8 protein-coding genes and 2 pseudogenes are annotated in these 7,943 nt (G+C 63.3%); 3 read left to right on the forward strand and 7 right to left on the reverse strand.

Annotated elements, in window-relative coordinates; all coding sequences use genetic code 11:
* The first annotated feature begins 126 nt into the window (after positions 1-126).
* The 3 genes from G4O04_04385 to G4O04_04395 all read left to right on the forward strand — a co-directional run bounded on the left by G4O04_04385 (position 127) and on the right by G4O04_04395 (position 2,238).
* On the forward strand, positions 127-984 hold the full coding sequence (locus G4O04_04385) for a tyrosine-type recombinase/integrase (protein HEY57761.1): 858 nt from the start codon (positions 127-129) through the stop codon (positions 982-984).
* Between the two features lie 139 nt (positions 985-1,123).
* Positions 1,124-1,540, forward strand: a complete 417-nt coding sequence (locus tag G4O04_04390) for a hypothetical protein (protein HEY57762.1) — start codon at positions 1,124-1,126, stop codon at positions 1,538-1,540.
* Between the two features lie 32 nt (positions 1,541-1,572).
* Positions 1,573-2,238 (forward strand): nucleotidyl transferase AbiEii/AbiGii toxin family protein, encoded by a 666-nt coding sequence (locus G4O04_04395; GenBank protein ID HEY57763.1) that lies wholly within the window; start codon positions 1,573-1,575, stop codon positions 2,236-2,238.
* A 38-nt stretch (positions 2,239-2,276) separates the two neighbouring features.
* Here the strand turns inward: G4O04_04395 and G4O04_04400 are convergent, their stop codons facing one another.
* The 7 genes and pseudogenes from G4O04_04400 to G4O04_04430 form a co-directional block, all read right to left on the reverse strand.
* Positions 2,277-2,744, reverse strand: a complete 468-nt coding sequence (locus tag G4O04_04400; protein HEY57764.1) for a hypothetical protein — start codon at positions 2,742-2,744, stop codon at positions 2,277-2,279.
* Positions 2,745-2,800: 56 nt separating this feature from the next.
* Positions 2,801-3,157, reverse strand: a complete 357-nt coding sequence (locus tag G4O04_04405; GenBank protein ID HEY57765.1) for a four helix bundle protein — start codon at positions 3,155-3,157, stop codon at positions 2,801-2,803.
* Between the two features lie 25 nt (positions 3,158-3,182).
* Positions 3,183-3,542, reverse strand: a pseudogene (locus G4O04_04410) (SUMF1/EgtB/PvdO family nonheme iron enzyme).
* Positions 3,370-3,696 (reverse strand): formylglycine-generating enzyme family protein, encoded by a 327-nt coding sequence (locus tag G4O04_04415; GenBank protein ID HEY57766.1) that lies wholly within the window; start codon positions 3,694-3,696, stop codon positions 3,370-3,372. The pseudogene G4O04_04410 and the gene G4O04_04415 overlap by 173 nt, the downstream one beginning before the upstream one ends.
* Positions 3,612-5,099, reverse strand: a complete 1,488-nt coding sequence (locus G4O04_04420) for an SUMF1/EgtB/PvdO family nonheme iron enzyme (protein HEY57767.1) — start codon at positions 5,097-5,099, stop codon at positions 3,612-3,614. The genes G4O04_04415 and G4O04_04420 overlap by 85 nt, the downstream gene beginning before the upstream one ends.
* A complete protein-coding gene (locus G4O04_04425; protein HEY57768.1) occupies positions 5,069-6,319 on the reverse strand; it encodes an NACHT domain-containing protein in 1,251 nt (416 codons plus the stop codon). The genes G4O04_04420 and G4O04_04425 overlap by 31 nt, the downstream gene beginning before the upstream one ends.
* 266 nt (positions 6,320-6,585) lie before the next feature.
* Positions 6,586-7,916 (reverse strand): annotated as a pseudogene (locus tag G4O04_04430) (site-specific DNA-methyltransferase).
* Positions 7,917-7,943 lie beyond the last annotated feature (27 nt).

Genomic DNA, 7,943 nt, shown 5'->3' on the forward strand with positions numbered 1-7,943 from the left:
AAGGTGCACCGCTTGGAGTGCCTTTGCGGGCCAGGTGCTGCGTCTTCCGCCAAGCCCTGCCCCCCAGGGGCGCAGAAAAACGCGCAAAACATGGCCGTTTTTTGTGCTTCCGCGTCTGATGCGCAAATGTTACGCTATGGTGCAGACCTGCGCCGCTTTATGGCTTGGCTGGAAGAGCACGCTGGACGAGCCTTCCAGCCAGACCTGGTCCAGCCCGAACACTTGCGCGCCTACCGCGAATACCTGCAACGCGATCGGGGCCGCAAACCCACCTCCATCGCGCGCCAACTGGCGGCGCTCTCTCAGTTTTTCCAATGGGCCATGGAGCAGGGGATATGCACCAGCAATCCCGTGGCTCAAATCAAAATCCCCCGACAGCAGCGCCTGGCTCCCCGCTGGCTCAGCCGAAAAGAACAACGCGCTTTGTTGCGGGTGGTCGAAAGGGATTTGTTCCTGGCACACACCTTTTACACCCGCCGACAGGTGACCCGGCGCCGGGATGCGGCCATGGTGCTGCTGCTGTTTCACACCGGGTTGCGGGTGGGGGAACTGGTTCACCTGCAATTGGAAGACCTGGACCTCAAGGGACGGAGCGGCTGGCTGGAAGTTCGGGCCGGCAAGGGGCGCAAATCCCGCACCGTGCCTCTCAACGCCGCCGCCCGCCAGGCGCTGCAAGCCTGGCTGCAGGTCCGGCCGGAAACTCCCTCCCGTTTTGTGTTCGTGGTGGTGGAGCGCCAACACCATGGTCCGATTTCGATTCGGTCGGTGCAGCGGGCCATCGCCCGCTACGGGCGCCTGGCCGGGTTGGCCCACCTGACCCCACATACGCTCCGGCACACCTTCGCCAAAAACCTGGTCGACGCCGGTGTTTCGCTGGAAAAGATCGCGGCCCTGTTGGGCCATAGCAATCTCAACACCACCCGCATCTACATCACCCCCAACTTCGCCGATTTGCAGCAAGCCGTGGAGAGCCTCGCCCGATAACGACGGCTTGATCAACCCGATACCACCGCGCTCCAGGAGACGAAAAATGACAACACGTGCTCACGCGGGTGTTGACATGCAGCGACAAATCGGTTACGATGTGTGCGAAACATTCAATTTCCTTGAAGGAACTGCACACATGAAAAAGCAAAAACCCGATATCCGCCGTCTGTACCGGATCGCCGAACGCCAGGCCGGGTATTTCACCGCCCGCCAGGCCCGTCAGGCGGGCTACAGCGCCTCGCTGCTCACTTACCATACCAAGACCGGCACCTTCCAGCGCGTGCGGCGCGGGGTGTATCGCTGGGCAGCCTTTCCCGAGATGCCTCACGCCGACCTGTTCATCGCCTGGCTGAACGCGGGGCCCAAGGCCGTGCTCTCGCACGACAGCGCCCTGGCGCTGTATGGGCTTTCGGACCTGCTGCCCGGTGAGATTCACCTGACCGTCCCGCGCACGGCCTCCCGCAGACGGCGGGGGGTGCGGTTGCACACGGCCCGGCTGCGGCCCGATGAGGTCACCGAACGCGAGGGGCTGCCGGCCCCGCACATTCGCTGAAGGGGGGCGTAGCGCTCCAGTGGCGCCTGGGCGTGCGGGCACGCACCACGCAAGATGTGGACTTGTTGCTCACCCAAAAGGGGGAAGACTTGCACGCCTTGCTGGTTCAGGGGACATTGCACGATCTCCGGGATGGCTTTGCCTTCGAGGTCCAGCCCTCGAGACGACATCCGGGGCGATTCACCGTGCATTGTTTTCTGGCCGGGCGGCGGTTTGAGTCCTTTCATGTGGATGTGGGCACCGAAGATGTGCTCACGCTGCGTCCCGAAAGGCTCACGCCGCCTTCGCTGTTGGCTTTTGCCGGTATCGAGCCCACCCCGGTCTGGGTATATCCGGTGGCCCAGCAAATCGCCGAAAAGATCCACGCCTACACCTATCCCTATCCTGTGCCCAGCCGGGTCAAGGATTGGGTGGACCTGGCGCTGTTGGCCACCTTAGGGGAAATCCAGGCCGATGCTTTGCGGCAGGCCCTGGAGGCCACCTTTGCCCATCGGGACACACACCCGTTGCCCAGAATGCTTCCGCCGCCTCCGCCCTCCTGGTGGACCTCCTCGCGTCGCCTGCGCCGGGAATGTGGGTTGGTGTATGCCTCGCTGGAGGAGATGCACCGGGCCATTGCCGCCTTTCTCGACCCCGTCTTGCAGGCCCGCGTGCCCAACCACCGCTGGCGGCCCGAACGCTGGGTGTGGGTGTTGTAGCGGGGGATGGAGGCTCCACCCGGCCAGGATGGCGTAGGCTACGCCTCAGACCGCGCCTTGGTCGCGATCTTACGCACGGTTTCGCTCACTACGGCTTGGGGGCCAGTCAACCCGGCCAGCAGCACCTCGGCGATGTCGGGGGCCATGCGCTTCAGGTTGCGCAGCCGTCGGCCCAGCCACGAAGCCTCCACTTTGGGGTGGGCCACGACTTGCTGAATATCGCGCACCTCGGCGGTGAGATCTTCCTTTTCGACGACGGGGCGAGGCGAGTCCTGAATGGCGGCGTATACCGGCGCGAAGACGGCCTCCAGCGCGGCGGCGTTCACCACATTGCCGTCACCCGTGATAATGGTGCTGCCGCTGACATTGCCGCCGATGGCTGTGCCGCGCTCACCGGCCTGCACGATTTTGTCGCGCCCGACGAAATCGCCGCCGGTATGCACCTCGCCACCTACATAGGCACCGCCTTCGGTGTGGATTTTGGGGTTGTTCTTTTGTTTGGACATAGAGGACTCCTTTGTGAGGTGTCAGGTTGCAGGCGTCAGGTGTCAGGGGGTAGCCTTCAGCGGCGACCAAAGGATTTGAGGAGGCCAGTGAGCATACGCTTGATTTCCTCTACGGCGTTGACCAAAGCCCGGTATTTCTCTTCGCGCAGCCACCCCATCTCATAAGCAAACAGCAGGAGGTACTCGCTCTCGCTAGCCGAACCTGAGGCGATTTCCAGGAAACGGGCAAACTGAGCATCGCCATCGCGGCCACAACCCTCGGCAATGTTGGTTGGAATGGAGAGGGCTGCACGTTGCAACTGGCTGGTCAACCCAAAGCGCTCCTCAGGCAGAAAGCGCCGACAGGCCGCATACACCGCTTTGGCAAAAGCATGGCTTTTCTCCCACACCTTCAAAYGGTGAAAATCTCRCATATTTACATTTRCCTCCACGCTGCCGTTATRGCCTGCTACCTACATCCTGAAGCCTGYTGTCTGAAKCCTGRTCGCTCYCTGCCGCCAGGGACMACACCACCCGAAAGCCAANNTNGMCGTNNANGAAGMCGGAYGGATGRTMCCWGCCCCGGARGGCGGCGCGGGCGCYCCTTCGACKGTYGAACCACGAGCCGCCGCGCACCACGCGCAGGTCARGACCTGCCAGCCGCTCCCGCCCGYCGGCGGGGTCGTAAGGRTAGCCGTAATCGGGCCGCATAATGTCCAYGCCCCACTTGCTGCGCGTCCACTCCCAGACATTGCCGCTCAGGTCGAGCAGGCCGGTCCCCGGCGTGCCCCCCCCTGGGGAACAAGCCCACGGGCGAGGTCTGCCCCAGCCCGGTTTCCTCGTAGTTGGTGTGGTCGGGGGTGATCTCCTCGCCCCAGGGGTAAATCCTCAAGCCCTCACCCCCAGCCCCTCTCCCCATGGGAGAGGGAAGGCCGCCCCGGGCTGCCGCCTCCCACTCGGCCTCGCTGGGCAAGGTGAAACGATAACGCCCCGAGGCCACCGCAGCCCAGAAGCGCCCTCTTCCTCGCTTTGGGCTGATACCTGATGGCTGAAGGCTGCTATCTGCTCCCCCAGCCACGCACAGTAGGCCAGCGCCTCATACCAGGTGATCCCCACCACCGGCCGGGTGGCCGCGCCCCATTTAGGGTCCCCCCACCAGTGCGGGCGGCTGCGGCCCAGCACCCACTCTTTGTGCTGGCGCACAAGGTCTTTGTCCGGATGGGTTTCGATGGCCGAGAAGTCCGGTTCGGTGCCCTGCCGCCAGGCCCAGCCCTCCGGCGTCCAGTAGCGCTCTGCCTCGTAGCCGCCGGCTTCCACGAAGTGTCGGAACTGTTCGTTGGTCACCGGGTAGCGGGCGATCCAGAATTCGGGCAAGCGCACCCTATGGAGCGGGTGTTCGTCGTCGTAAGCCGTCTTGTCATCGTCCGGGCTGCCCAGCCAGTAGTCTCCAGCCGGGATGCGCACGAAGCCTAAGGGAGCGGGTTCGGGCTGACCGCGTAGCAGCACAGGAAGGTGCAGGCGGTCGGGGTCGAAACGCGGGTCGCCCAGTTTGCCTAACGCGTCGCCCGCCTCCAGGCGCTCGGCGGGGGTGAGCGCGCCGGTTTCCACGATGAACGCCAAGCTCTCGCGGAGGCGCTGGAGCATAACCTGGAGGAACGCCTCGCCGCTTTCCGCCGCCCGTTCGGGCAGTCGCAAGTCCACCCCGGCCTGGCCCACCAGCACGGCCAGCCGTAAGTCAGATGCGGAGGAGTTCGCGTTCACTGGTTGGGGCAACAGGCGATTGAGGATGTCCACCGCGGCCGCATAGCCCCCCGGGGCGGCTTTGCCGATACCCAACAGGAACACCTCGCGCCACCAGGTGGGGTCTGCTTGCACCCGTTCTCTCAACGCCTGGGCCAGGTCGCCGTAGGTGTTAGTAAGGTAACTGGCCGCCAGGTACTCCTGGAAGGAACGATGGAGAAAGGCATAGGTGCCTTCCTTACGGCCGATAAGCAGGCCGGCCCGCGTCTCTAAGTAGTCCACCAGCACGCGGGGGTTAAGGGTGTCGGGCAGGTAGCGGCTGAAGAGGGCTAAAATCTCCTGGAAGGGAATATCGGCGGCGGTTTGGACCTCTTCCTCGCTGGGGGCCTGTTTCCCCTGCCGCTCGTGGGTCCTGTAGGCCAGTTCCTCCACCATGCGGCGCAGGGCGCCGACCCCCAGGGCGCGAATGGCTTGGAAGTCCTGCCCGGCTACAGGGTCGGCCTCGCTCTTCTCCTGCCAGCGTTGCAGGAGTAGCGAGACGGCGTCCTCGTAGAGCGCGGCGCGGTCCTCGGGCAGTTGACCGCGATGGGTGTGCAGGGTGGCCATCAGGGTGAGCAACAGGGGGCGTGAGGCCATGTCGGCCAGGTAGGGCCGCTCGGCGATGGCGGCAGCAACTGCTCGCGCTTATGCTTGGTGACGGCAGGCGTCCATTCCATCCAGGGCGCTACCGCGTCGTACCAGTGCTGTACGAAAGTGCGCACCTGGTCTTCGTTGAACGGGGCCAGGGCGATAATCTGGAAGCCTTCCAGGTGCCATTGGGGGTCGGCGTAGGCGTAAGGGCGGGCGGTGAGTAGAAAGCGGCTGTGGGGGGCAAACTGGTTGACCCAGGCCGTGATGGCCTGCAACAAGGTCTGGCGGCGTTTCCCTGCTTCGGGGACCTCGTCCAGGCCGTCCAACATCACCAGAGCGCCTTGCTGGGCGGCCTTGCGCTGGATATAGGGCAGCAGGTGCGCCGCCGCCTCTTCCCCCAGACGGGCAGCGATGTCGTCCCGCAGGGCCTCCCACAGGGCGCCGGCTTTCGACGCGGCATCCAGATAAGGGGCTACCCTGCGCAACACCAGGCGCAGAGGCAGCAGCGAGCGCAAAGGCGCGGGCAGCGCCTCCCGGTGTTTTGGGGAAGCCGTCATGCGCCAGGTGAGGTAGTTGACGAAGGTGGTCTTCCCCGACCCGGCGCTGCCCAGCAGCACCAGTTTGCGCCCCCTTGGGGAGGTCATGGCATCCAACAGGGACGTGCGCTCGCCGCCCTCGCCCCTGGCCAGGCGCAGGCCCCAATGCTTGGTGTCTTCGTCGGGTTCTCGCGGCGGCGAGACCACATCCAGGTTGATGTACACCGCATCAAGGGTGATGGGTTGCCCGGTGCCGGGGCGGATGAACTGGGCGTCAATGATGCCCAGGGGAAGTTGACGGCATTCGTGGGCCAGGGCGCGGTGGTAGGCCTCCAGGAGCACCTGAGGCAACTCGTCGGGCGCACATTGAACCTGCACATTGTCGCCGGTGATGATGAAATTGCCAAAAGCATCCCTACCGATGGCCACCGCGCGCTCGGCCAGGGCTTGCACGATGCGGTCTCGGCCGGCCATGTCGTCCCCTGCGCCCCGGGGCGCCTGTGCCGCGGGGTGATCCGCTTCTCCGCCGGAGGAACCGGTCTGCCGGGCGGCTTCCAACCGGGCCAGCAAGCGTTCCAACGCGGCGGTATCCCGACCGGCCTGGCGCATGGTTTCGATGGCCTGTCGCAATTGTTGAATGCTCTGCTCGTCCGGCGTAAGCGAAAAAGAGGAGGAATGCGCTTCGTTCATGGGTGCCTCCCTCGACCACGGTTGGCTTTACTATAGCATAACCTCCCCGCTTATGCGAAAAAATTTCTCCCCTCTTTTCCCCCATCTTTGCACACTTACGCGACCAGTTTCGCCCCCTGACTTGTCGGGGAATGGGGATTAGGCGACAAGTTGACAATAGAGTCGTTGCGGAATAACCCTCACTCTCAGATATAGGGGCTGAGAGGTGCACAAACCGCTAAATCACCCCCACATCTGGGGGAGGCATCTTATTGTGCAATGACTCTAAAGGATGCCAGCAGGCGGTCGGTGAAGTCCTGGGAGAAGTGGCGCGCGTCCAGGGCCAGGGTGGGATGGCCCTTGAGGAAGGCGATGCGGCCTTCCCTGGTCTTTGAGGTCGGCGGGCAGTTCGTGAATATGGAAGAGCGCCCGCCATTCCTCCCACTGGGCCTCATTCTCCGCGATCTCGGGATAGAAGTCCTCCGGAATGTTTCCAACAGTGATGCACCAGCATGAGTTGGAACCAGCCCTCGGCCAGGTTTTCGCCGGCCGCTTCCATCTCGTCCAGATTGAGCACCTCGTCCTTGAGGTAGAAGTCCAGTTCGCGGGATAGGAAGCCGCGCAGGTCCTTGTGGATGAAGAAATCGCGGGTGTTGCAGGCGGTGTATTGGCGCAGATGGTGAGCCAGATAGGAGACCGGGGTTGCCTTTGGCGTCTCTACGCCGTTCCGCACTCAGCGCGGCCAGGGCCTCGGCGTTGCCCTGCAGCCGGGCGGGGATCTGCTCCAGGGCTTCCTCGATGATGCTCTCCTGCTGTTTGCTCTTGCCGTAAGTGATTTTCTCCCGCTCGGTCAGGGGGCGGTAGTGGAAGGGGATGGTCAGCGTGCGCTTTTCCGCATCCCAGGCGATGCCGTCCAACACAGGCAGGGAGAAGCGCTTCTCGCCCTTGACATTGTTGACCTCTACATCGGCGGCCTGGAGTTTGAAGTGCACGGTCACGCCGTTGGGCGCCTTCCAGGTGTAGTCGGTGAAGTGCTCGGCGGTCTTGACATAGTACTGGTCGTGGTTAGCCCAGTAAAGCATGACCTCCTCGCCGTGATACGGGATGCGGTCATAAAGCACCTTGCCATCCTGTTCAACAGGCTCCCCGCCTCGCAACACCAGAGAATGCTCCTTCTTGGCATAGCGTCGCCTGAAATGAAATCACCGTCCTGGTAGTAGCGGCTGAAGAAGGTGTAGAGATGATTGTACACGGCGGCTTCCAGGGCTTCGGCAGGCTGGGCGTGGGCGGCTTTCCTTTGGGCTTCCAGGTATTCCCTGCCCACCTTTGTGTTGTGGTATTGTGCGGCCAGGGTGCCTTCGGCGTCGAGGGCGTCTTCCCCCAGCGTATCCAGCACCTTTTGGCGGGCTTTCTCCAGCGCCTGCTACGCTCGTTGCATTTCGGCCAGGGCGCCCTGTTGTAGTTCTTCTTCGATAGCTTTCGGCAGATCTTCCTCGATCCAGCGCTCGATGAGCGAGCGCTTGAGGTTCATAATACGGTAGATGCCGAAGTCCAGGTAGGCCAGGTCGAATTGGAAGAGTTCGCGCAGGAGGTTTTGAAACTTTTCCAAAGGCTCCATATCAATCTACCTTCCCTTATCCCTTTT

It is taken from the genome of Anaerolineae bacterium (assembly GCA_011176535.1).
Classification (GTDB): domain Bacteria; phylum Chloroflexota; class Anaerolineae; order Anaerolineales; family DRMV01; genus DUEP01.

Excerpts from the sequence above, each read along its gene's own strand:
- G4O04_04400 (HEY57764.1), bottom strand. The coding sequence starts at position 2,744 with ATGTCCAAACAAAAGAACAACCCCAAAATCCACACCGAAGGCGGTGCC.
- G4O04_04425 (HEY57768.1), bottom strand. The coding sequence starts at position 6,319 with ATGAACGAAGCGCATTCCTCCTCTTTTTCGCTTACGCCGGACGAGCAG.
- G4O04_04385 (HEY57761.1), top strand. The coding sequence starts at position 127 with ATGTTACGCTATGGTGCAGACCTGCGCCGCTTTATGGCTTGGCTGGAA.
- G4O04_04390 (HEY57762.1), top strand. The coding sequence starts at position 1,124 with ATGAAAAAGCAAAAACCCGATATCCGCCGTCTGTACCGGATCGCCGAA.
- G4O04_04420 (HEY57767.1), bottom strand. The coding sequence starts at position 5,099 with ATGGCCTCACGCCCCCTGTTGCTCACCCTGATGGCCACCCTGCACACC.